Below are 21,786 nucleotides of genomic sequence, written 5' to 3'. Positions count from 1 at the left end.
TCATGGCGCTATCGACCCGTTCGAACTTTGCCAAGCCCGACGACGCGTTCCGCGCCATCGTCGAGGCGCATCATGGGCTCAACGACGAGCAAAGCGCCGATCTCGATGCGGCGCTGGTTCTCATTCTCGCCAATCACATCGGCGATCTCGATGTGCTGAAGGAGGCCATCGCGCTCGCCGCCCAGCGCATGCTCGGTGCGAGCCAGCAGCAAGCGCAACAACAGCAGCAATAGTTCACGTCCCGAACGAAGTCAGGAATCGAATCGATGGCCAAAGGTTTCGCGTCCACCACCGATCTCGCGGAGAAGAAGATCACCTTCTCCGAAATCGGCACCGATCTCTATGCCTTCACCGCCGAGGGCGATCCGAACTCGGCGATCATCGTCGGCGACGACGGCTGCCTGGTGTTCGACGCGCAGTCGACGCCGGCGATGGCCAACAAGGTAATCGAGCGCGTGCGCACCGTGACCGACAAGCCGATCAAATATGTCGTGCTGTCGCACTATCATGCCGTCCGCGTGCTGGGCGCCTCCGCCTACAAGGCGCAGGGCATCGTGGCGTCGGTGGAAACCTACCGGCTGATCGAGGAGCGCGGCCAGCAGGATTGGGATTCCGAATACGGCCGCTTCCCGCGCCTGTTCCAGGATGCAGAGAGCATTCCCGGCCTGACCTGGCCGACGCTCACCTTCGAAGGCGAGATGTCGATCTATCTCGGCAAACGTGAGGTGCGGCTGATACAGCTCGGCGCCGGGCATACGTCCGGCGATATCGTTGCCTGGGTGCCGGATGCGGAGGTGATGTTCTCCGGCGACCTCATCGAATATCACTCGGCCTGCTATTGCGGCGATGCGCATTTGCGCGAATGGCCTTCCACCTTGAATGAAATCCGTGCCTTCAATCCGAAGGCGATCGCGCCGGGCCGTGGTGACGCGCTGAAGGGATTATCGACCGGGCGCGATGCGATCGCCATGACGCGCGATTTCGTCACCTCGCTCTATGGCGCGGCGGAAAGTTCGGTCGCCAGGGGTCGTACGCTGAAAGAGACCTTTGCCGCGACGCGCGAGGTGATGGACCCCAAGTTTTCCAGCTTCGCCATTTACGAACACTGCCTGCCGTTCAACGTCTCGCGCGCGTTCGACGAAGCATCGGGGATCGACGATCCCGTGATCTGGACCGACAAGCGCGACCAGGAAATGTGGGCCGCCCTGCAAGGAGGAGGATGACCATGAATATCAATACCTCGCCTGATCAGATCGTCCGAAGCACGGCGCAGATAACGCCCGGATACATGTCCGGCTTCGGCAACAGCTTTGAGACCGAGGCCTTGCCCGGCGCGCTGCCGATGGGCCGCAACTCGCCGCAGCGCTGCGCCTACGGGCTCTATGCCGAGCAATTGTCCGGCTCGCCCTTCACCGCGCCGCGCGGCACCAATGAGCGCTCCTGGCTCTACCGCATCCGCCCGTCGGTGAAGCACTCCGGCCGCTTTGAAAAAGCGGACGCCGGACTGTGGCGCACCGCGCCGTGCCATGAATATGAGCTGCCGATCGCGCAACTGCGCTGGGATCCGGCGCCGATCCCGAAGGAGGATACGACCTTCCTGCAGGGCGTGCAGACCATGACGACGGCGGGCGATGCCAATACGCAGGCCGGCATGGCCGCACATGTCTACCTCATCACCAAGTCGATGGTGGATCAGCATTTCTACAATGCCGACGGCGAGATGATGTTCGTGGCGCAGCAGGGCAATCTGCGCCTCGTCACCGAGTTCGGCCGCATCGACATCGAGCCCGGCGAGATTGCGGTGATCCCGCGCGGCGTGAAATTCCGCGTCGAGATTCTGAACGGGCCGGCGCGCGGCTATCTCTGCGAAAATTACGGCGGCGCGTTCACACTGCCGGAGCGCGGGCCGATCGGCGCCAACTGTCTTGCCAACTCGCGCGACTTCCTGACGCCGGTGGCGTCGTACGAAGACAAGGACACGCCAACCGAACTCTACGTGAAGTGGGGCGGCTCGTTGTTCAAGACCACGCTGCCGCATTCGCCCATCGATGTCGTCGCATGGCATGGCAACTACGCGCCCTATAAATACGATCTGCGCACCTTCTCTCCCGTCGGCGCCATCGGCTTCGACCACCCAGATCCCTCGATCTTCACGGTGCTGACTTCACCGTCGGAAACCGCCGGTACTGCCAACATCGATTTCGTCATTTTCCCGGAGCGCTGGGCGGTCGCCGAGAACACCTTCCGTCCGCCCTGGTATCACATGAACATCATGTCGGAGTTCATGGGGCTGATCTACGGCGTCTACGACGCCAAGCCGGAAGGTTTTGTCCCCGGTGGTATCAGCCTGCACAACATGATGCTGCCGCACGGCCCGGACCGCCAGGCGTTCGATCACGCCAGCAATGGCGAGTTGAAGCCGGTGAAATTGACCGGCACGATGGCTTTCATGTTCGAAACCCGCTTTCCGCAGCGGGTGACCCAACACGCGGCGACGTCGGCAACGCTGCAGGACGATTATGCGGACTGCTGGAAGGGTTTGGAGAAACGGTTCGATCCAAACAAGCCTTAGTTTCTTACCCTCCCCTGGAGGGGGAGGGTCGACGCTCATGAAATGAGCGGCGGGGTGGGGTGACGGTCTCTCCACATCCAACAGTGCCCGAGTGGAGAGATCACCCCACCCCGTCACGAATCTCGCTTCGCTCGATCCGTGCCGACCCTCCCCCTCCAGGGGAGGGTGAAGAGAAAGCCGCCGCACTGGTATTCATGCTCCATCGGGAAAACCATGCCCCATCCCAACGATCCCAAGCTCCGTTCCTTCATCCCGGTCGACGCCACGTCCGACTTCCCGATCCAGAATCTCCCCTACGGTGTATTCTCCGCCAAGGACGGCCTTGCCCCGCGCATTGGCGTTGCAATTGGCGATTACGTGCTCGATCTCTGGCAGCTCGCGCAGGATTGTCGCTTCGACCTCGTCGAGCCCGCGGTATTCGCAGCGTCCCAGCTCAATCCATTCATGGCGCTGGGGCCAAAGGTGTGGTCGAGCACGCGGGCGCGGATCAGCGAACTTCTGCGTCATGATAATCCGGAGCTGCGCGACAACGAGAAACTGCGCCAACGCGCGCTGGTGCCGATGGCCGATGTAAAGCTGCATCTGCCGTTCGCCGTCTCCGGCTATACCGATTTCTATTCGTCCAAGGAGCACGCCACCAATGTCGGCGTCATGTTCCGCGGCAAGGACAATGCGCTGCAGCCGAACTGGCTGCACATGCCGATCGGCTATAACGGCCGCGCCTCGACGGTGGTCGTCAGCGGCACGCCGGTGCGCCGGCCGCGCGGACAGTTGAAGCCGCCGAGCGCCGACGTACCGAGCTTCGGGCCGTGCAAGCGGCTCGATTTCGAGCTCGAAATGGGCGTCGTGGTCGGCCAGCCATCTGACATGGGCGAGATGCTCACCGAGAAGCAGGCCGAAGACATGATCTTCGGCTTCGTCATCCTGAACGACTGGAGCGCGCGCGACATCCAGCAATGGGAATATGTGCCGCTGGGACCGTTCCAGGCAAAAGTGTTCGCGACCTCGATCAGCCCGTGGGTGGTGACGCGCGAGGCGCTGGAGCCGTTCCGGCTGCATGGTCCGGCGCAGGACCCGAAGCCGCTGCCCTATCTGCAGCAGGCGCAGCCGAACAATTACGACATGGCGCTGGAGGTCGGGATGCGTGCGGCGCCCATGAATGCGCCGAAAAATATCAGCCGCACCAATTTCAAATACATGTACTGGTCGTCGGTGCAGCAGCTCGTGCACCACGCGGCCTGCGGCTGCGCCATGAATGTCGGCGATCTCTTAGGCAGCGGCACCATCTCCGGCCCGGAGAAGGACCAGCGCGGCAGCCTTTTGGAGATAAGCTGGAACGGCACCGAGCCGGTCGAACTGGCCGAAGGCGTGAAGCGAACCTTCCTTGAGGATGGCGATTCGCTGGTCATGCGCGGCTGGTGCCAGGGCGACGGCTACCGCGTCGGCTTTGGCGAAGTCGAGGGGACGATATTGGCGGCTGAATAGCGGAGCCGTAGGGTGGGCAAAGGAGCGGAGCGACGTGCCCACCATCCGTCGTCGAGCACGCTGCGAAATGATGGGCACGCTTCGCTTTGCCCACCCTACGAAGTTACCGCTCCTGCGGCGGAATATCCTGCATTCGCGCACAATGCGCGGCGACATCCTCGACGCTGTATTTCAAATGCACCCGCTTGTCCGACGGCAACTGCTTGGTGACACATACACCCGGCCGCCGCTCGGTGGCGGGCCGGATCGGCCGCCGCTCAAAGCCGCCGCCGCAGTTCGGGCAGACATTGTGCAGCTTGTTCTCCACGCAATCAGCGCAGAACGTGCATTCATAGGAGCAGATCAGCGCATCGGTCGCGTTCGGCGGCAGGTCCTTGTCGCAATATTCGCAGTTGGGGCGGAGTTGCAGCGCCATCGTCGCCTCGTAGGTTGATTCCTCGGGGATCATTGCAAATCGGCTGGAAAACGCGAATGACGAATTTCCCTCCAATTGCGCCATGCTACTTCCGTAACGGCAGCCTCGAACTCTCCTTCAGCCGGTCCAGCACGATCGACGAGCGCACATGTGCCACGCTCTGGTGCGGCATCAGCACGTTGTTGACGAGGTCGGAGAGGTCCTTCAGATCGCGCAGCACCACCTTCAGCACGTAGTCGGCATCGCCGGTGAGCGAATAGGCCTCCTGGATATCGTCGACGCGGTTGACCAGCGCGCGGAATTTCTTGGCATTGTCGGGCGAATGCGTCGCCAGCGTGATGTGGACGAAGGCGATCAGGTTGAAGCCGAGCGCCTCACCGGAGAGGTCGGCGTGGTAGCCGGCGATGACCTTTTCCTCCTCCAGCCGCATTCGCCGCCGCGAGCATTGCGAGGCGGAGAGGCCGACGAGGTCGGCCAACTGCTGGTTGGTCAGCCGGCCGTCGTCCTGCAGGGCGGCCAGCATTTTGAGATCGAAGGCGTCTACGGAGATCATGCGCAAATTACCGGTTTGGTGCACGGATCGTGCGTCACGATAGCCGAATGCGCCTCCATTTGCATGCACTTTGCGTCCATTTCGCCCGATATTGATCCAGATCAATTTTCGGGAGATTTCGCCATGGGTCCGTTTCCGCACGACGCGCCGGCCGCCACCATCACATCAGACAATCCGATGGGCACCGACGGGTTCGAGTTCGTCGAATATGCGCACCCGAAGCCTGAGGAACTGCACGCACTGCTCCGCCTGATGGGCTATGCGCCGGTCGCGCGCCACAAGAGCAAGAAGATCACGGTCTATCGTCAGGGCGACATCAACTATCTCGTCAACGAGGAGCCCGGCACGCATGGATATGGCTTCGTCGCCGCCCACGGGCCGTGCGCGCCGTCGATGGCGTTTCGTGTCGTCGATGCGAAGCGGGCCTATGAGCGGGCGCTGTCGCTCGGCGCGGAAGCCGCCGATATCTCCGCCGCGCAGAAGACACTCGATGTTCCCGCCATCAGGGGCATAGGCGGCAGCGTGCTCTATTTCGTCGACCGCTACGGCGCCAAGGGATCGGCCTATGACCTCGAGTTCGAATGGCTCGGAGCGAAAGATCCGCGGCCCGCGGGCGCCGGGCTCTATTACATCGATCACCTCACCCACAACGTCCATCGCGGCCGCATGGATGTGTGGACCGGCTTCTACGAAAAACTGTTCAACTTCCGCCAGATTCGCTTCTTCGACATCGAGGGTCGCGCCTCCGGCCTGTTCTCGCGCGCGCTGACGAGCCCCGACGGCAAGATCCGGATTCCGATCAACGAGGACGCCGGCGATTCCGGGCAGATCGAGGAATATCTCAACATCTACCGCGGCGAGGGCATCCAGCACATCGCCTGCGGCGCGCGCGACATTCACCGCACCGTCGAGACCTTGCGCGCCTCCGGCCTTCCGTTCATGCCGTCGCCGCCGGATACCTACTTCGAGAGGATCGACGCGCGGTTGCCGGGACATGGCGAGGAAGTCGCGCGCCTGCAGCGCAACGGCATCCTCATTGACGGCGAGGGCGTGGTCGATGGCGGCCACACCAAGGTGCTGCTGCAGATCTTTTCTGCCAATGCGATCGGGCCGATCTTCTTCGAATTCATCCAGCGCAAGGGCGACGACGGGTTCGGCGAGGGCAATTTCAAGGCGCTGTTCGAATCGATTGAGGAGGATCAGATCCGGCGGGGCGTGTTGAAGGTGGGGAATGCGGCGTAGAACCCGCCGCTGTCATTCCGGGGCGATGCGCAGCATCGAACCCGGAATCTCGATGTTACGACCTCTGGATTCCGGGTTCGCTCGCTTCGCGAGCGCCCCGGAATGACGGCTATCTCTTCCACGCACTCGTCAGTTCGGCAATCTCCGCCTTCTCCGCATCCCGGATCGCCGACGGCGTCCGCGAGAACCGCGGCGCCGGCGCCGGTTGCGTCACGCCGTGACGCTCGACGAAAATGTTGCGTGCGGCGTTGTGCGGATGCTTTGGCGCTTCCGCCATGGTCAGGATCGGCGCGAAGCAGATGTCGGTGCCTTCCATGATCTTGCACCAGTCCTCACGGCTCTTGCTCATGAACACCTTCGTCAGCTTGTCTTTCAGCGCGGGCCAGGCCTTGCGGTCCATCTGCGCGTCGAAATCGGCGTCGGTGAGGCCGGCATGCTGGCGCAGCAGCGCGTAGAACTGCGGTTCGATCGAGCCGATCGAAATGAAATTGCCGCAGGAGCATTCATAGATGCCGTAGAAATGCGCGCCGCCGTCGAGGAAATTCTGCTCGCGCCCCTCGACCCAGCGGCCGATCGCGGTCATGTCGAAGAACATCGACATCAGCGAGGCTGCGCCGTCGCACATCGCAGCATCGACCACCTGGCCCTTGCCGGATTTCGACGCTTCCAGCAGCGCGGCGAGCACGCCGACCACGAGATAGAGCGCACCGCCGCCGAAATCGCCGACGAGGTTGAGCGGCGGCACCGGCTTCTCCTTCGTGCCGATCGCAGCCAGCGCGCCGGTCACCGAGATGTAGTTGATGTCATGGCCGGCGGCATGCGCCAGCGGGCCTTCCTGGCCCCAGCCGGTCATGCGGCCGAACACCAGCCGCGGGTTGCGCGCCATCACCACATCGGGCCCGAGACCCAGCCGCTCCATCACGCCGGGCCGAAAACCTTCGATCAGCGCGTCGGCATTGGCGAGCAGATCGAGCACCTGCGCGACTGCGGCCTTGTCCTTCAAATCGAGTTCGACCACCTTCCGTCCGCGTCCCGCCACCGACTTCAAATTCTTCTTCGCACCGACGCGATCGAGCGTCACGACTTCCGCGCCCATGTCGGCGAGCATCATGCAGGCGAACGGACCCGGGCCGATGCCGGCGAATTCGACGATGCGGAAGCCGGCGAGCGGACCGGAGGTGCGGGTAGCAGATTGGGTGGCTGGTTTGTCGAGCACGGTGCTTCCTCGAATGATCTTTTAATTAGCCGATTAGCTAAATTGTCTCGCCTTCGCGGCCGAGTGGCAAGCAAATCTTGGCCCAAAAGCAATGCGGCGCGCATCGCTGCGCGCCGCATGCATGGCTCAAGGAGGGATAGATCAGCCGGCTGCTTGCACCGCGCGCTGCGCCATCACCTTGATCAGGTTGGCGCGGTAATCGGCGGTGCCATGGATGTCGTTCAGAAGCCCGTCCGCCGAAATCTTGACGCCGTCGATTGCGCCGGGCGACCAGTTCGCCTTCAGCGCCGCCTCGATCGCGCCGACACGCATGACGCCGCTTTGCGATGCACCGGTCGCGGCGACGCGAACGTCGCCTGCCGGGGTCTTGGCGACGAATACGCCGGTTAGCGCGAAGCGCGAGGCCGGATGGTTGAACTTGGCGTAGCCCGCTTTGGCCTGAACCGGGAACGACACCGCGGTGATGATTTCGCCGTCCTCAAGCGCCGTGGAGAACAGGCCCTTGAAGAAATCATCCGCCGAGATCGAGCGCTTGTTGGTCTTCACGGTGGCACCGAGCGCCAGCACCGCCGCCGGATAGTCCGCCGCCGGATCGTTGTTGGCGAGCGAGCCGCCGATGGTGCCGCGATGTCGCACGGCCGGATCGCCGATCAGCGAGGCGAGGTAGGCCAGCGCCGGGATTGCCTTCCGTACCGTTTCGCTCGAAGCGACGTCGTAATGGGTCGTTGCCGCCTTGACGACGATTCCGTCACCGGTTGCTTCGACGCCGATTAGTTCCTTGATCTTGCCGAGATCGATGACGTCGGACGGCGAGGCCAGCCGCTGCTTCATGACAGGGATCAGCGTATGGCCGCCGGCCAGATACTTCGCATCCGAACCCTTGGTGAACAGGCTTGCGGCTTCGTCGACCGAGGAGGGGCGATGATAGGTTGTCTGGTGCATGATGTTTCTCCAAATCTTTTATTGTTGCGCGAAGCCCGGTCGCAAAACCGGTGCCCACTTTTGCGGGCTGCGCGCTAGCCGTGGATCGCATGCCAGACGCGATCGGGCGTCGCCGGCATTTCGAGTTTGTTGTTGCCGATCGCATCCGTAATCGCGTTGATCACGGCGGCGGAAGCGCCGATCGCACCGGCCTCGCCGCAGCCCTTGACGCCGAGCGGATTGCCTGGACACAGCGTTGTCGTGTGCGACAGCTTGAACGAGGGCAGGTCGTCCGCGCGCGGCATGGTGTAGTCCATGAACGAGGCCGTCAGGAGCTGGCCGGAAGCGTCATACACCACGCCCTCCAGCAGCGCCTGGCCGATGCCCTGGGCAAGGCCGCCATGGACCTGGCCCTCGACGATCATCGGGTTGATCAGCCGCCCGAAATCATCCGCCGCCACGAAGTTGACGAAGGTGCTCTTGCCGGTCGCGGCGTCGACTTCCATTTCGCAGATGTACGCGCCGGCCGGGAAGGTGAAGTTGGTCGGGTCGTAGAACGCGGTTTCCTTCAACCCCGGCTCCATACCGTCAGGCAGGTTGTGCGCGGTGTAAGCCGCGAGCGCGACCATCGGGAAGGCCAGCGACTTGTCGGTGCCGGTAACCTTCAACTCGCCGTTCTCGATGACGATGTCGTTTTCGGAAGCTTCGAGCTGATGGGCCGCGATCTTCTTGGCCTTGGCCTCGACCTTCTCCATCGCCTTCAGGATCGCGGTGAGGCCCACGGCCGCCGAGCGCGAGCCATAGGTGCCCATGCCGAACTGCACCTTGTCGGTGTCGCCATGGACGATCGAGACCTGGCTGATGGGAACGCCGAGACGATCGGCGATCAGCTGACAGAACGTGGTCTCGTGACCCTGGCCGTGGCTGTGCGATCCCGTGAGGATCTCGATGGTGCCGACCGGGTTGACGCGCACTTCCGCCGATTCCCACAAGCCGACGCCGGCGCCGAGGCTGCCGACGGCCTTCGACGGCGCAATACCGCAGGCCTCGATGTAGCAGGAGACGCCGATGCCGCGCAGCTTGCCCTCGGATTTCGCCTTCGCCTTGCGCGCTGCGAAACCGGCGTAGTCGATCGCCTTCATCGCCGCATCGAGCGAGGCGCCGAAATCGCCGATGTCATAGGCCATGATGACGGGCGTCTGGTGCGGGAACTGGGTGATGAAGTTCTTGCGGCGCAACTCCGCCGGATCGACCTTCAACTGCCGCGCGGCCGTTTCCATCAGCCGTTCCACCACGAAGCTGGCTTCGGGGCGGCCCGCGCCGCGATAGGCGTCGACCGGCACGGTGTTGGTGTAGACGCTGATCACCTCGGCGAAGATGTTCGGGATGTTGTACTGGCCCGACAGCAGCGTCGCGTAGAGATAGGTCGGCACCGAGGACGAGAACAGCGACATGTAGCCGCCGAGATTGGCGTAGGTTTTGACGCGCAACCCGGTGACCTTGTTATCCCTGTCAAACGCCATCTCCGCCTTGGTGAGGTGGTCGCGGCCATGGGCGTCGGTGAGGAAGGCTTCGGTGCGGTCGCCGGTCCACTTCACCGGACGTCCCACCTTCTTGGAGGCCCACAGCGCCACCATTTCCTCAGGGTAAATGAAGATCTTTGAGCCGAAGCCGCCGCCGACGTCGGGCGCCACCACGCGCAGCTTGTGCTCCTGCGCGATGTTGTAGAACGCCGACAGCACGAGGCGGGCGACATGCGGGTTCTGCGAGGTCGTGTAGAGCGTAAAGTGCTCTTCCGGCTCGTTATATTCGGCGATCGCGGCGCGCGGCTCCATCGCGTTCGGCACCAGGCGGTTGTTGGTGATGTCGAGCGAGACGACATTGGCTGCCGATTTGAAGGCGGCATCGGTTGCGCCTTCGTCGCCGATGACCCAGTCGTAGATCACATTGCCTGGGGCTTCCGGGTGCAATTGCGGCGCGCCCGGCTTGATCGCGGCGCGGATATCCGGAACGGCGGGCAGCTCCTCGTAATTGACCACGACGGCTTCCGCCGCATCGCGGGCCTGGTTCTTGGTCTCGGCGATCACGACCGCGACGGCCTGGCCGACGAAGCGCACCGTCTCCGGCGCCATCGCCGGCCATGCGCCCATCTTCATGCCGGTGCCGTCCTTCGATGTGATGGCCCAGCCGCAGATCAGATTGCCGATCTTGTCGTCGACAATCTGCTGGCCGGTCAGCACGCCGACCACGCCCGGCATGTCCTTTGCCGCCGACGTGTCGATGCTCTTGATCTTGGCATGTGCATGCGGGCTGCGGATGAAGTGTGCGTGGGTCATGCCCACCAGCTTGATGTCGTCGACGTAACGTCCCTTGCCGGTAATGAAACGGCGGTCTTCCTTGCGCACGACGCTTGCGCCAATGCCTTCAACGCCCATGTCCTGATCCTCCCAACCGGAGTTATTTGTTTCCCGCCATTTCCGTCGAAACGCGGTCTTGAATTCGAGAAATTGCTGGCAGGCGGTTTATTCAGCCGCCTGCGCGACCTTCATGCGTCCGGCCGCATCGAGCACTGCCTTGACGATGTTGTGGTAGCCGGTGCAGCGGCAGATATTGCCTTCCAGCTCGTGCCGGACGGTTGCTTCATCGAGCTGGCCACTGTGGCGGTGCACAATATCGATCGCCGACATGATCATGCCGGGGGTGCAGTAACCGCACTGCAGGCCGTGATTGTCGCGGAACGCCGCTTGCATCGGGTGCAACTCGTCGCCTTTGGCGATGCCCTCGATGGTGGTGACGCTGGAGCCCGCCGCCTGGCCCGCCAGCACGGTGCAGGATTTGACCGCCCGGCCGTCAATATGGACGACGCAGGCGCCGCACTGGCTAGTGTCGCAGCCGACATGGGTGCCGGTCAGGTTCAGGTGGTCTCGGAGGAGATGGACGAGGAGCGTCCGGTCCTCGACGTCGGCCGACACGGCTTTGCCGTTCACGGTCAGTTTGACTGTAGACACGCGTGGTACCTCCCGATGTTTTATAATTATTCCAATTAGAAACAGCGGCGAGGGAACTTGCAACTGGGATTTTTGTGGGCCGGGTCATTGTGATGACATCGGCGCGATGTGCGCCCAAGGATTCTCGCGGAGAGCCTTTTCTTACCCTCCCCTGGAGGGGTCCGGACGAGCGAAGCTCGCTCGTGGGTCGACGCGCGTGTAACGCGCGGCGGGGCGGGGTAACGGTCTCTCCACATCCAACAGTGCCCGAGTGGAGAGATCACCCCACCCCGTTTCGCATTTCGCTTCGCTCATGCGAACCGACCCCCGAGCGAGCTTCGCTCGTCCGGACCCCTCCAGGGGAGGGTGCGAGACCGGTCACTCCGCACCCCCTTGCAACTTTTGCCCGGATTTACCCACCTTTATCCATTGTGCCTTAAGTTTGCGCACCGGATCGGGGGCGGGGGCCGCCGATGCCTGTTTTTAGAACGAAAACGGGGGGTGACGTGCGATTTCCGAAACGTAGCGGCTCGTCTTTCAAGATCCTGACCCTGCGGTTCCGCGCCAAGATCATGCTCGGCTTTGCCGTCGTGCTGGCGATCTCGGCCGCCAGCATGGGGTTTGCCTATCTTGGGTTCGAACATGTTTCTGCTGGCGTCGATTCCTATCGGCGCAGCGTGCTGGAGGCGGACCTGTCGCGCGACATCGATCGCGAGCTGATCTCCTATCGTTCGCTCGCCCGCTATTTCGTGGCGACGGGCAAGGAAGAGGACGGCAAGGCGGCGCTGGCAGCCGAGGCCGGCCTGAAGGACGCGATCATCGCCTCGATGAAGGGGACCACCAACCCGACCCGGCTCGAGCAGGTCGCGAAGCTGGAACGCGAGTTCCGCACCTTTACGAAAATTTTCGCCGACATCCTCAAGGTCAAGGACGAGAGCGCGCGGGTTGCGCAAAACCAGCTGACGCGCAATGGCCAGTCGCTTTATTACAAGCTCGACGATCTCCCCAGCAACGCTGATGAATCCGAGCTTCAGGCGGTCACCTTCAGTGCAAAAAAAGTGGCCGATGAGTTTCAGGCCGTGGTGGGGCTCGCCAACACCTTTGTCATCAATTCGGACAAGACGGTCGCCTCCAGCGCGCTCGCGCGCCTGAAATTTCTCGGCAACTCGTTGAAGGCGATCCCGGCGAACAATGACAAGATCCGCCAGGGAGTCCAGGAGATCGCGGCTCTGCTGGAAGAATACCAGAAGGCGCTCACCAAGCTGGTCGACAATGCCAAGGAGATCGATGACCTGATCCAGGAAATGGCTGAATCGGCGGCGGCCATCAACAAGGGCTCGCTTGCGATGAAGTCGGACTTGCTGGCCGATCAGAAGCGGCTCGAGGCCGAATCGAACGCGACCATCGGCGAGACCGAGCGGCTGATCCTGATCCTTGCCGCCGGCGGCTTCCTGCTCGGCTGCGTCTGGGCGTTCCTGCTCGGCACCGGCATTTCCCGGCCGATGATTGCGATGTGCAAGGCGATGCGCGAACTCGCCGCCGGCAATTTCGAAGTCGTGCTGCCCGGTCTCGGCCGCAAGGACGAACTCGGCGAGATGGCAAGCGCGGTCGAAGAGTTCAAGGTGCAGGCGATCGCTCGCGCCGAGCGCGACGCCGCCGCCCAGGAAGCGCAGAACAAGGCGGCGAGCGCCGCGCGCCGCGCCGAGCTCATCCGCTTCGCCGATGAGTTCGAAGCCGCCGTCGGCGCCATCGTCTCCAACGTGTCGTCCTCGGCCGTGCAGCTTGAAGCCGCCGCAGGCACGTTGACACGGACGGCTGAAACCACCCAGAGCCTGTCCAGCCAGGTTGCCGGCGCCTCGGAAGAGGCTTCCAGCAACATGCAGTCGGTGGCGTCGGCGACCGAGGAATTGTCGGCCTCCGTCGACGAGATCGGACGGCGCGTCAAGGAATCCAGCCAGATTGCGGAAGCGGCCGTGCGTCAGGCCGAACAGACCGACGGGCGGATCGGAAAGCTGTCGCGCGCCGCGCAGGAGATCGGCGACGTCGTCAAGCTGATCACGGCGATTGCGGAGCAGACCAACCTGCTGGCGCTGAACGCCACCATCGAGGCGGCCCGCGCCGGCGATGCCGGCCGCGGCTTTGCCGTGGTCGCATCCGAAGTCAAATCGCTCGCCAGCCAGACCGCGAAGGCGACCGACGAGATTTCAAATCACATCACGGGCATGCAGGGTGCGACGCAGGAATCGGTCGCCGCGATCAAGGAGATCGGCGGTACCATCGGAAAAATCTCCGACATCGCCTCGACGATCGCGAGCGCCGTCGAGCAGCAAAGCTCGGCGACCCAGGAAATCGCGCGCAGCGTCCAGAACGTCGCGCAAGGCACCCAGGAGGCCGCCGCCAACGTCATGCACGTCAACCGCGGCGCGACCGAAACCGGCTCAGCCTCCGAGGAGGTGCTGAATTCGGCGCGAACGTTGTCGAGCGAAAGCACGCGGCTGCGCGAAGAGCTCGATCGCTTCATGGGGAATATCCGGGCGGCGTGAGCGGGGTCCAGTATATCGCTCCGGCGAGGCGGATCAATCCCATCCAAGGCTGTCATCGTCCGGCTCGACCGGACGATCCAGTATTCCAGAGACGGCTGTGCTTAACCGAGAAGCCGCGGCGTACTGGATACCCCGCTTTCGCGGGGCATGACGGTTAGAGGAGGGACACTATCGCTGCTCTAGTGAGAAGCCGGCTTCACTCCCTCCCGAACTGATGCTTCAACTCCACTTTCGCGCGCTCCAGCCGCGCGCGCTGCGTCTTCGGCAGGGTCTTGCCGGCGCGGTTGATGTAGAAGGTCAGCATCGACAGCGCCGAGCGATAGGCGCCGCTCTTTCTGCGTGAACTATGCTCGGCAGAACGCTTCAGCGAGGCCGCGATCTTCTTCGCGCTGGTCTGCTTGAACACGCCGCGCTTCAGATCGAGCGCGTCGCTTTCCCGTGTCACGCGCTGCGACCACCGCTTCGGTGATGATTTCCTCGTCGCTGTCGTGCGACTGCTTTTGCGAGCGGCGGTCTTGCGCGGACGGGATGTTTTCCGACGTTCGGCCATGATCGGCTCCATGCTGTTTCGCCGAAGAACGGGCGGTCGGTGGTTCTGTTCCTTCATTCGCAATGACGCAGAAAGGCCGCAGCAAATATCTTGCATGCCCCAGCACACCATGACAGCTATGCATTTTCGCGGCGCGAAAATCGTCGGAACCCCTGCCAACCGAGGGCGTTATCTCGGTGGCGGGCAGCATGTTTGCCGCAATTGAGCGAGAAAACCCTGGGGCTGGGGCGTTCCGGGGTGTTTTTTCATTGGTCCAATCTGATGGGTCCGACAGCAATACGGCACGGTGCGGCAGTGAGTGAGAGTGTCTCGATCTCCGCACCGGCGGCGCAGGGCAATGACCGCGTCGTCGAGACCAGTATACCTGCACGGCTCGATTGCTTGCAGTGGGGCGGTTTTCATACCCGCGTCGTGGCCGCGCTCGGCATCACCTGGATTCTGGACGGGCTGGAAGTCACCCTTGCGGGCGCTCTGTCGGGCGCGCTGAAGGAAAGCCCGACGCTGCAATTCTCGAATTTCGACGTCGGCCTTGCCAACAGCGCCTATCTCGCCGGCGCCGTGCTCGGCGCGCTCGGCTTCGGCTGGCTGACGGACCGGATCGGGCGCAAGAAACTGTTCTTCATAACGCTCGCGGTCTATCTCACCGCGACTGCGGCCACCGCGCTGTCGTGGAACGTCGCGAGTTACGCGCTGTTTCGCTTCCTGACCGGAGCGGGCATCGGCGGCGAATATACCGCGATCAACTCGACGATCCAGGAATTGGTGCCGGCGCGTTATCGCGGCTGGACCGATCTCGTGATCAACGGCAGCTTCTGGATCGGGGCCGCGATCGGCGCGGTCGCCGCCATCGTGCTGCTCGATCCCAGTATGTTCGCGCCCGACATAGGCTGGCGGCTCGCCTATTTCATCGGCGCAGCGTTGGGCCTGATCGTGTTCGTGATGCGGATGTGGATTCCGGAAAGTCCACGCTGGCTGATGATTCATGGCCGTCCCGAAGAGGCGCACGCGATCGTCGACGACATCGAGCGGGCGTCGACGCGGCATCCGGATCATCCGGCCGATGAAATATTCCCGAAGATCAGGCTGAAGATGCGCAGCCACACGCCGCTTGGCGAAGTGGCGCACACGCTGTTCACGACCTATCGGCAACGTTCGCTGGTCGGCCTGGTGCTGATGGCCTCGCAGGCGTTCTTCTACAATGCGATCTTCTTCACCTTCGCATTGATACTGACCGATTTCTTCGACATCCCGGCCAGCCATGTCGGCTGGTACATCCTGCCCTTTGCGGCCGGTAACTTCCTCGGGCCGCTGCTGCTCGGCCGCCTGTTCGATACGCTCGGCCGGCGCGCGATGATCGCCACCACCTACGGCGTTTCGGGAATTCTGCTCGCGCTGTCGGGCTACCTGTTCTCGATCGGCGTTCTGACCGCGCAGACCCAGACCATCGCCTGGATGGTGATCTTCTTCTTTGCCTCGCCCGCGGCGAGCGCGGCCTATCTCACCGTCAGCGAGACGTTTCCGCTGGAGGTGCGCGCGCTGGCCATTGCGCTGTTCTATGCGATCGGAACAGGCATCGGCGGCGTGGCAGGGCCCGCGCTGTTCGGCGCGTTGATCGATACCGGATCGCGCAACAGTGTCTTCGCCGGCTACCTGTTCGGGTCGACGTTGATGATCGTGGCCGCGCTCGTTGCGTGGCGATATGCCGTGGCGGCCGAGCGCAAATCGCTCGAATCCGTCGCACGGCCGCTTGCATTTGTGGAGTAGGATGAGATGAACGAGGATCTGCTGGAAATGCCGTTGGAAGAAGATATTGTCCGCGAAGACGACGCCGCGCCGGAAACCGTTCCGGTGCCGCGCTCGCTGGTGCCGCATCTGAGCGAGACCGCCGTTCTGCTCGACATCGACGGCACGCTGCTCGATCTGATGCCGACGCCGCGTGAAGTCTGGGTGCCGCCGGGGCTGGTGAAGACGCTGAACCGCCTGCTTGTGCGAACCAATGGCGCGCTGGCGCTGGTCTCAGGACGCTCGCTCAACGACATCGATCTGATTTTCGCGCCGGATCAATTCCCGGCCGTCGGCGGCCACGGTGCCGAGATGAGGATCGAGCCGGATAGCGAGTCAGTGGACGCCCATGCGCCGCCACTGGACAAGGAATTGAAGCGGCGGCTGGCCGCGATTGCAAAACTCAGCCCTGGAATATTGCTGGAAGACAAGGGTTATTCGCTGGCACTGCATTACCGCCTCGCGCCGCACGCCGAGAAGGCGATCTATGCGGCGGTGTCGCTGATCAGGGCGGACCTGCCCAACGCGCCGATCGAGGTGCTGCCCGGCAAATGCGTTTGCGAGATCAAGCATTCCGGCTTCACCAAGGCGAGCGGCGTGCGCGAATTGATGACGCGCGAGCCGTTCAAGGGCCGCCGTCCGTTCTTCATCGGCGACGACGTCACCGACGAAACGGTATTTGCGATCATGCCTGATCTCGATGGCCTCGCTTTTTCCGTCGGCCGCCGTGCCAAAGGCGTTGCGGGACATTTCGATGCGCCGAGCGATGTCAGGGAATTCCTTACACACCTGCTTGATGACGAAAGGGACGCAGCGCTGCCATAATGTTTTTCGTCTCGACGAGATTCGAACATAGATTCTCGCCCTTGGCGCCGAGGTTCACGACAAAATTTATTTTTCGTGAGTTCCGGTGAGTTCCTGCACACCGCAGCCCGAATTTGGTTTCAATTCGTTGAAAGGGTGATCAGGAACCATATTGATGAACGGTTGTTAACCGCGGCGTACCAACGGGAGGGGACCTGTGAACCTCGTCGTCGTTTCTAACCGCGTTTCGCGCGGAAAACCCAACGAACCCATGACGGGGGGACTCGCCGCGGCGCTATTGCCGATCGTCGAGAAGTCGGGTGCTATCTGGGTTGGCTCCAGCGGAAGAGTCCGTGACGGGAACCAGAAGGAACCCTTTGCCGAAGTCGAGGCGCTGGGTACCGGCGCGCTGGCGATGCTGGATCTGCCGGCCGCGCATTACGGCGGCTATTACGAAGGTTTTGCGAACTCCGCGCTGTGGCCGGCGCTGCATTCGCGCGCCGATCTGATTCGCGCGTCGCAGGAGGACTATCTCAGCTACCGCGAAGTGAACGCCTTCATGGCGCGCGCGCTGCTGCGATTCCGAAAAACCGATTCCGCGTTCTGGGTGCAGGACTACCATTTCCTGGCGCTCGGCGCCGAGTTGCGCGATCTCAGCGTCACCGAGCCGATCGGCTTCTTCCTGCACACGCCGTGGCCGTCGCGTTCGGTGATATCAGGCGTGCCGCATCATCGCGAACTGATCGAGGCGATGCTGGCCTATGATCTGATCGGTTTCCAGACCGAGGAAGATTGCGAGAACTTCGTATCCTATGCGCAGTCCGATCTCGGCCTCGTCGTGCATGACGGCGTGATCATCTCGCGCTACGGCCGGACGCGCGCTGCGGTATTTCCGATCGGCATCGATCCGAAGCAGTTCGCCCAGTTGGCGACGAAGGCGTCGACCCATCCGGATGTCTCGCGACTGCGGCGCAGCCTGAACGGCGAGAAACTCGCGATCGGCGTCGACCGGCTGGATTATTCCAAGGGCCTGATCAACCGCATCAAGGCATTCGACCAGATGTGGACGCTGCATCCGCAGCTGGCGCGCACCGTGTCGCTCTTGCAGATCGCGACGCCCTCGCGCGGCGCGATTGAGGCCTATGGCAATCTGCAGAGCGAGGTCGCCAAGCTCGTTACCGACGTCAACGGCCAGCATGGCGAGGTCGACTGGACGCCGATCCGCTATCTCAACAAGGGCTACGGCCAGGCCGTGCTGGCGGGCCTCTATCGCACCGCGCAGGTCGGCGTGGTAACGCCGCTGCAGGACGGCATGAACCTCGTCGCCAAGGAATATGTCGCCGCGCAAAACCCGGTCGACCCCGGCGTGCTCGTGCTGTCGAAATTCGCCGGCGCCGCCAACGAGCTCGACACGGCATTGCTGGTCAATCCGCACGACATCGACGGCATGGCGCGCACCATAGCGATCGCGCTGTCGATGCCGCTCACCGAACGGCGGATGCGCTGGGAAGCGATGATGGCGAAGCTGCGCGGCCATACGATCCAGCAATGGTTCGCCGACTTCACCGAAGCGCTGCACGACTGCCAGCTCGACAAGAGCGAGTTGGCGCCTGTGATGACGGAGCCCGCGCTATGGCCGGTTCGCTCCGCCACCAATGGCGGCGCGCGGTATCACTAGTTTGGGGCTAGCCGCCGTGCTTCACCCGCCCCCTCGAGGGGGCGGGTCGTCACGCATCGCAGATGCGTGACGGGGTGGGGTGACGGTCTCTCCGCGTCCAACAGTGCCCGAGTGGAGAGATCACCCCACCCCGTCTCGCTTTTCGCTTCGCTCAATGCGAGCCGACCCCCGAGCGAGCTTCGCTCGTCTCGGCCCCCTCGAGGGGCGGGTAAGAAGGCGGTGCGCTCCTGATACGCTTTTGCTTGGGATAGCCTCCTCAGCCCGAGGCGGTCACGCCCCGGCCCCGCTCAATAACAATACGACACGCCATCCAGCACCGGGCAGCGCGCCTTGTTCGGCGCGCTCGGATTTTCCATCGGCACGTAACCGCCCTTGCCGTTGCCGGCGAACACGCCGGGGCCGATGACGACGGACGACTTGTTGCCGATGATGACGCTCGGATGCGGCGAGGCCAGCCTCGATTTCGAGCCGTCGGCCCACACGATGGAGTCGCCCGCAAAGATGCCGCGCCGGCCGTCGTCACAGGTCACGTCCACGCCCTGCTTGGTGCAGGCCTGCGCCAGCGCCGGGCTGGCCGCGGTGCCTGCGAAAGTTACGGCCAGAGCCGAGAGCAAGAGCGTCCGTGCGATCATTATGCGTCCTCCACCAGTTGCGCTGCCATCTATCGCCATCGATCGTGGCCGGATTCCGGTTCAAGCCCCGGCAAAGCGCCAATTATCCGATGCCGGAACGCTCCGAATTGCCAAACAAATTCAATGAATTGGGGAAATTTTAGCCGCGTTGCCCGGCGTCCCTTGCAAAATCACTCCTGCCCCTTCAAGAGAGGGCCTCCGGAGAGATGGCCGAGTGGCTTAAGGCGCACGCTTGGAAAGCGTGTGTGCGGGAAACCGTACCGTGGGTTCGAATCCCACTCTCTCCGCCACTACACTGTTCTCCTCTGTATCCGATTGTTCGAATCGACAGCAAAAACAACGAGTAGCGCGACAATGGCTGTCGCGGCTAGTGCCGCGATGTTACCCCTAGTCACCGCGCAAACTGTAGCTTTTGCCCGTGGGTTCGGAGGACGGATTTTCGCGATGGAGAACGCATGCCCGGCAAGCTCAAGCCGCTCGACGTCGAACGCGAAACTCGGCCCGGCAAATACCCCGACGGCGACGGTCTCTACCTTGTCATCGCGAGTGCCACATCGAAGAACTGGAGCTACCGGTACTGGAAAGACGGCAAGCAGCGCTGGCTCGGCCTAGGGTCGGTCAAGGACGTGTCGCTAAAGGACGCGCGGTTTGCTCGCGATGCAGCGCGTCTTCGCGTCAAAGGCGATCGCAGCACACCCGGCGTCGACATCGTGCAGGAGAAGCGAGCGGCGCGTGAGGAAGCGAAAGCCGTCGAGACCAAGGTCACCCTGCCTACTTTCGAGCAGTGCGCAGAAATCTACATACGCGAGCACTGGTCGACCTGGAGCAAGAAGCATCGCAGTCAATGGCCATCGTCGCTCAAACGGTACGCTTACCCGACAATCGGAAAACTCACGATCCCGGAAATCAAGCCCAGCCACGTCTACGAATTGTTGCGGCCGATCTGGGTTGAGAAGCGAGAGACGGCTAATCGTGTCCGCGGACGGATCGAAACCATCATCGCGAAGAACGCCGATGTTGACGATACCGATTTTCGAAATCCCGCCGGGCTCACTAAACAGCTGCGCGAGAAGCTTCCAAGGCGACCGAAACGCGTCGTCCGACATCATCCTGCACTGCCCTATGCCGAGGCACCGCAATTCGTGACTGAACTTGCAGCGGCAGTCGGCACAGCCGCAACGATGCTGCGCTTTGTCATCCTCACGGCCTGCCGTACCAACGAAGTAGTAGAGGCCCGCCGGTCCGAGATCGATCGGCTGTCCTCCGCTTGGAAGATCCCCGGCGAACGTATGAAGATGAACCAGGACCACGTCGTGCCGTTGTCGGCTCCCGCTCTTGCCATCCTGGACGAGATCCACGATGGCGCCGAGGGCGAATTGATCTTCCCGAATCCCGAGGGCGGAATATTTTCGGAGAATGCGATGCTCGCCGTGCTGGACCGCATGGGCTACGGCCACGTCACGGTGCACGGCTTTCGCTCGACGTTCGCAACCTGGGCCGAAGAATGCACGGACTATCCTGATGGAGTTCGCGAGGCAGCGCTGGCGCACAAATACAAATCGGAGACCACGGCAGCCTACCAGCGCGGGCAAAAGCTCGAGAAGCGACGCGCCCTCATGAAAGATTGGGCGCAATTCCTCCAAGGATCCGACGTTATCCGCCTTGGCGAGGTGGGTTGATCTATCTTGGGCAGCTCGACCTTCGTTCAAACGCAAAACCAATTCGCAAGGCGTTTGGTTTTGCCCAATCGTTTTGTCAGCGGGTTCGGGACGATTGGGAAGTACTCGATCATAACAAAAATGGAAGCCGTAGACCGTAACGAGCGCGAAGCCATGCGACTTAGCATCCGAAAATGCGCGTAGTCCCCTGAGGGCTTTGCGCCGTCAATCCGTTCTGGCAGGCTCAGAAACATCCGGGAACAACAGGATGCTTTGTATGTCTCGCGCCATGCCTATCGCGTTGGAAGCCCCGCTCGTAGCATCGCCGAATCAGGCGATGAGGGCGATCCAAGTCTCGCGCAAAAAACTGTACGAACTTATCAACACGGGCGAGTTGGAGAGTTATACCGAAGGCAAATCGCGACGCATCACAGTCAAATCGATCAACGACTACATCGAACGCCGACTGGCAGCAGAAGCGGTTCGGCGCAGCCGCGCCGCATCCGATAGAAAATGATCACCGCCGTTTGGCGGCTTCAGGTGAGAATAGCCACCTGGCCGGCATTGAAAAGACAACTTATCATTTTGGAAATGAAGGAGAGTATCAATGTCTTTTCTGCCGATACCAACGATCACCGGTTAGACAGGGCGGCAACCACTTTCGTTATATTCCTCACCGTCCGAGTCTAACCGCCGGGACGGCTTGGCTCTTGTGAGGAAAGCACGTCCGTCGAGCGATCGAATAGGT

At 62.4% G+C, this 21,786-nt stretch carries 19 protein-coding genes and 1 tRNA gene; 12 read left to right on the top strand and 8 right to left on the bottom strand.

Annotated features, from left to right (window positions below):
• The first annotated feature begins 2 nt into the window (after positions 1–2).
• The 4 genes from LMTR21_RS38225 (at position 3) to fahA (ending at position 4,057) form a co-directional block, all read left to right on the top strand.
• Positions 3–233, top strand: coding sequence for a DUF2783 domain-containing protein (locus LMTR21_RS38225; RefSeq protein WP_065752381.1), 231 nt, complete (start codon positions 3–5; stop codon positions 231–233).
• A 33-nt stretch (positions 234–266) separates the two neighbouring features.
• Entirely contained in the window at positions 267–1,223 is a 957-nt protein-coding gene (locus LMTR21_RS38220; protein ID WP_065752380.1) for an MBL fold metallo-hydrolase, read from the top strand.
• 2 nt (positions 1,224–1,225) lie between these two features.
• Positions 1,226–2,572: a homogentisate 1,2-dioxygenase gene (gene hmgA / locus LMTR21_RS38215; protein WP_065752426.1), complete on the top strand. Its 1,347-nt coding sequence runs from the start codon at positions 1,226–1,228 to the stop codon at positions 2,570–2,572.
• A gap of 213 nt (positions 2,573–2,785) precedes the next feature.
• On the top strand, positions 2,786–4,057 hold the full coding sequence (fahA, locus tag LMTR21_RS38210) for a fumarylacetoacetase (protein ID WP_065752379.1): 1,272 nt from the start codon (positions 2,786–2,788) through the stop codon (positions 4,055–4,057).
• A 103-nt stretch (positions 4,058–4,160) separates the two neighbouring features.
• Here fahA and LMTR21_RS38205 read toward each other — a convergent pair whose 3' ends face one another.
• Both LMTR21_RS38205 and LMTR21_RS38200 read right to left on the bottom strand, forming a co-directional pair.
• On the bottom strand, positions 4,161–4,472 hold the full coding sequence (locus LMTR21_RS38205; protein ID WP_065752425.1) for a DUF1272 domain-containing protein: 312 nt from the start codon (positions 4,470–4,472) through the stop codon (positions 4,161–4,163).
• An 85-nt stretch (positions 4,473–4,557) separates the two neighbouring features.
• Positions 4,558–5,025 carry an Lrp/AsnC family transcriptional regulator gene (locus LMTR21_RS38200; RefSeq protein ID WP_065752424.1) on the bottom strand — a complete coding sequence of 156 codons (468 nt, stop codon included), beginning with the start codon at positions 5,023–5,025 and terminating at the stop codon, positions 4,558–4,560.
• 123 nt (positions 5,026–5,148) lie between these two features.
• Here LMTR21_RS38200 and hppD point away from each other — a divergent pair, with 123 nt between their 5' ends.
• Positions 5,149–6,267, top strand: a complete 1,119-nt coding sequence (gene hppD, locus LMTR21_RS38195) for a 4-hydroxyphenylpyruvate dioxygenase (protein WP_065752378.1) — start codon at positions 5,149–5,151, stop codon at positions 6,265–6,267.
• Positions 6,268–6,376: 109 nt separating this feature from the next.
• Here the strand turns inward: hppD and LMTR21_RS38190 are convergent, their stop codons facing one another.
• From LMTR21_RS38190 to LMTR21_RS38175, 4 genes are all read right to left on the bottom strand, one after another.
• Positions 6,377–7,483 (bottom strand): CaiB/BaiF CoA transferase family protein, encoded by a 1,107-nt coding sequence (locus LMTR21_RS38190; RefSeq protein ID WP_065752377.1) that lies wholly within the window; start codon positions 7,481–7,483, stop codon positions 6,377–6,379.
• 141 nt (positions 7,484–7,624) lie between these two features.
• On the bottom strand, positions 7,625–8,425 hold the full coding sequence (locus LMTR21_RS38185; protein ID WP_065752376.1) for an FAD binding domain-containing protein: 801 nt from the start codon (positions 8,423–8,425) through the stop codon (positions 7,625–7,627).
• Between the two features lie 74 nt (positions 8,426–8,499).
• Entirely contained in the window at positions 8,500–10,839 is a 2,340-nt protein-coding gene (locus LMTR21_RS38180; protein WP_065752375.1) for a xanthine dehydrogenase family protein molybdopterin-binding subunit, read from the bottom strand.
• An 87-nt stretch (positions 10,840–10,926) separates the two neighbouring features.
• Positions 10,927–11,412 (bottom strand): (2Fe-2S)-binding protein, encoded by a 486-nt coding sequence (locus tag LMTR21_RS38175; RefSeq protein WP_065752374.1) that lies wholly within the window; start codon positions 11,410–11,412, stop codon positions 10,927–10,929.
• A gap of 551 nt (positions 11,413–11,963) precedes the next feature.
• Here LMTR21_RS38175 and LMTR21_RS38170 point away from each other — a divergent pair.
• Positions 11,964–13,934, top strand: coding sequence for a methyl-accepting chemotaxis protein (locus tag LMTR21_RS38170; RefSeq protein ID WP_246175991.1), 1,971 nt, complete (start codon positions 11,964–11,966; stop codon positions 13,932–13,934).
• 196 nt (positions 13,935–14,130) lie between these two features.
• Here LMTR21_RS38170 and LMTR21_RS38165 read toward each other — a convergent pair whose 3' ends face one another.
• Positions 14,131–14,484, bottom strand: coding sequence for a DUF3175 domain-containing protein (locus LMTR21_RS38165; RefSeq protein WP_084030563.1), 354 nt, complete (start codon positions 14,482–14,484; stop codon positions 14,131–14,133).
• Positions 14,485–14,745: 261 nt separating this feature from the next.
• On the opposite strand from LMTR21_RS38165, the gene LMTR21_RS38160 reads away from it, so the two are divergent.
• The 3 genes from LMTR21_RS38160 to LMTR21_RS38150 all read left to right on the top strand — a co-directional run bounded on the left by LMTR21_RS38160 (position 14,746) and on the right by LMTR21_RS38150 (position 18,748).
• Positions 14,746–16,248, top strand: coding sequence for an MFS transporter (locus LMTR21_RS38160; protein ID WP_065752423.1), 1,503 nt, complete (start codon positions 14,746–14,748; stop codon positions 16,246–16,248).
• A gap of 6 nt (positions 16,249–16,254) precedes the next feature.
• Entirely contained in the window at positions 16,255–17,091 is an 837-nt protein-coding gene (otsB, locus tag LMTR21_RS38155) for a trehalose-phosphatase (RefSeq protein ID WP_065752371.1), read from the top strand.
• Between the two features lie 196 nt (positions 17,092–17,287).
• Entirely contained in the window at positions 17,288–18,748 is a 1,461-nt protein-coding gene (locus tag LMTR21_RS38150) for a trehalose-6-phosphate synthase (protein WP_065752370.1), read from the top strand.
• A gap of 287 nt (positions 18,749–19,035) precedes the next feature.
• Here the strand turns inward: LMTR21_RS38150 and LMTR21_RS38145 are convergent, their stop codons facing one another.
• Positions 19,036–19,380, bottom strand: a complete 345-nt coding sequence (locus tag LMTR21_RS38145; RefSeq protein WP_141688246.1) for a hypothetical protein — start codon at positions 19,378–19,380, stop codon at positions 19,036–19,038.
• A 200-nt stretch (positions 19,381–19,580) separates the two neighbouring features.
• Between LMTR21_RS38145 and LMTR21_RS38140 the strand changes: the two genes are divergently transcribed.
• The 3 genes from LMTR21_RS38140 to LMTR21_RS38130 all read left to right on the top strand — a co-directional run bounded on the left by LMTR21_RS38140 (position 19,581) and on the right by LMTR21_RS38130 (position 21,555).
• Positions 19,581–19,670, top strand: a tRNA-Ser gene (locus tag LMTR21_RS38140).
• 165 nt (positions 19,671–19,835) lie between these two features.
• Positions 19,836–21,059, top strand: a complete 1,224-nt coding sequence (locus LMTR21_RS38135) for a tyrosine-type recombinase/integrase (RefSeq protein WP_065752369.1) — start codon at positions 19,836–19,838, stop codon at positions 21,057–21,059.
• 256 nt (positions 21,060–21,315) lie between these two features.
• Positions 21,316–21,555 carry a helix-turn-helix domain-containing protein gene (locus tag LMTR21_RS38130; protein ID WP_065752368.1) on the top strand — a complete coding sequence of 80 codons (240 nt, stop codon included), beginning with the start codon at positions 21,316–21,318 and terminating at the stop codon, positions 21,553–21,555.
• The last annotated feature ends 231 nt before the right edge of the window (positions 21,556–21,786 follow it).

The organism is Bradyrhizobium paxllaeri (assembly GCF_001693515.2).
Lineage (GTDB): Bacteria > Pseudomonadota > Alphaproteobacteria > Rhizobiales > Xanthobacteraceae > Bradyrhizobium > Bradyrhizobium paxllaeri.
The sequence above is the reverse complement of the archived record's forward strand: the minus strand, read 5'-3'. Positions and strand labels throughout refer to the sequence as shown.